The organism is Bradyrhizobium lablabi, from assembly GCF_018131005.1.
In the GTDB taxonomy this organism is placed as follows: Bacteria; Pseudomonadota; Alphaproteobacteria; order Rhizobiales; family Xanthobacteraceae; genus Bradyrhizobium; species Bradyrhizobium lablabi_D.
The window spans coordinates 1-1,052 of record NZ_JAFCJK010000039.1 but is presented as its reverse complement, the minus strand read 5'-3'; the positions used below and the strand labels follow the sequence as shown (position 1 = coordinate 1,052).

General features: G+C 60.2%; 2 protein-coding genes. One reads left to right on the top strand and one right to left on the bottom strand.

What is annotated here, in order from left to right; genetic code table 11:
• A partial coding sequence (gene istB / locus JQ553_RS34235) for an IS21-like element IS1631 family helper ATPase IstB (RefSeq protein WP_212504479.1) occupies nt 1–734 on the top strand: 734 nt, incomplete at its 5' end.
• Here istB and JQ553_RS34230 read toward each other — a convergent pair.
• Nucleotides 731–1,052 (bottom strand): efflux RND transporter permease subunit (locus JQ553_RS34230; RefSeq protein WP_249144886.1); only part of this gene is annotated, 322 nt, incomplete at its 5' end. The genes istB and JQ553_RS34230 overlap by 4 nt on opposite strands.

Here is a 1,052-nt window from a genome sequence, read left to right as displayed (position 1 = left end):
GACAGCTGCGCCTGTCGGGTGTCCGCGACACGCTGCAGACGCGCGTGCTCCAGGCGCAGGGCGCCAACCAGCCCTTCCTCGAGACCTTCTCCCTTATCCTGCAGGATGAACTGGACCGTCGTCAGTCCCGTCTTATCGAGCGGCGATACCAGCAATCCGGGCTCGACGAAAAGCTGACGCTCGCCGAGTTCGACTGGTCCTTCAATCCCAAACTGCCACGTCAGACCTGCTTCCAGCTCCACACCCTGGCGTTCATTGCCGCTGGCGAGAACGCTCTGCTTGTTGGCAAACCTGGCACCGGGAAGTCGCACATCGCCAAGGCGATTGCCTATCAGGCGATCCTGCAAAGCCACAAGGTCCAGTATCTTGAGACCGACGACTTCTTCCACCGCTACGCCCTGAACTCTCCGGCACAACGCGAGGTCCGGCTGCGAACCATCATCGACTGCGATCTCCTCGTGCTGGACGATCTATTCCTCGCACGCGCCATCCCCGACGACGCCGGCACTTTGCTGCAGACCCTGATCCATCAGCGTTACAAACTGCGCCGCAGCGTCATCGTCACCTCCAATCGCGTCGTGCAGGATTGGGGGGCATACCTTGGGGACAACACTATGAGCACGACGATCCTCGATCGCCTTATGCATCATTGCCATCTGCTTGAGTTCGACGGACGCAGCTATCGGCTCAAAGAAGCCGCTGAAGCTCTTGCCCGGGAAACAAACTCAAACTAACAGTCCCTTGTCCTGCCTCGCGGGTGGAGGAATTTGACTGACCACACCCGGAGGAATTTGAAGTGACCCGCGGGGTTCGCAATGGAGTCGACCGACAGGCCGAGGCGGCCGGCCTCCATCCGGTTCACGGCTACAGTGTAGTATTGGGCGCCTTCGTTGAGCGTGGTGTAGACGTCTTCGGCACCATCGATGCCGGACAGGATGGACGACAGTTTCGCCGCGATCTCATTGAGTCTGACGATGTCCGGGCCGAAGATCTTGACCGCGACGTCGCCGCGTACACCGCTGATCATCTCCTGCACGCGCATATCGATCGGC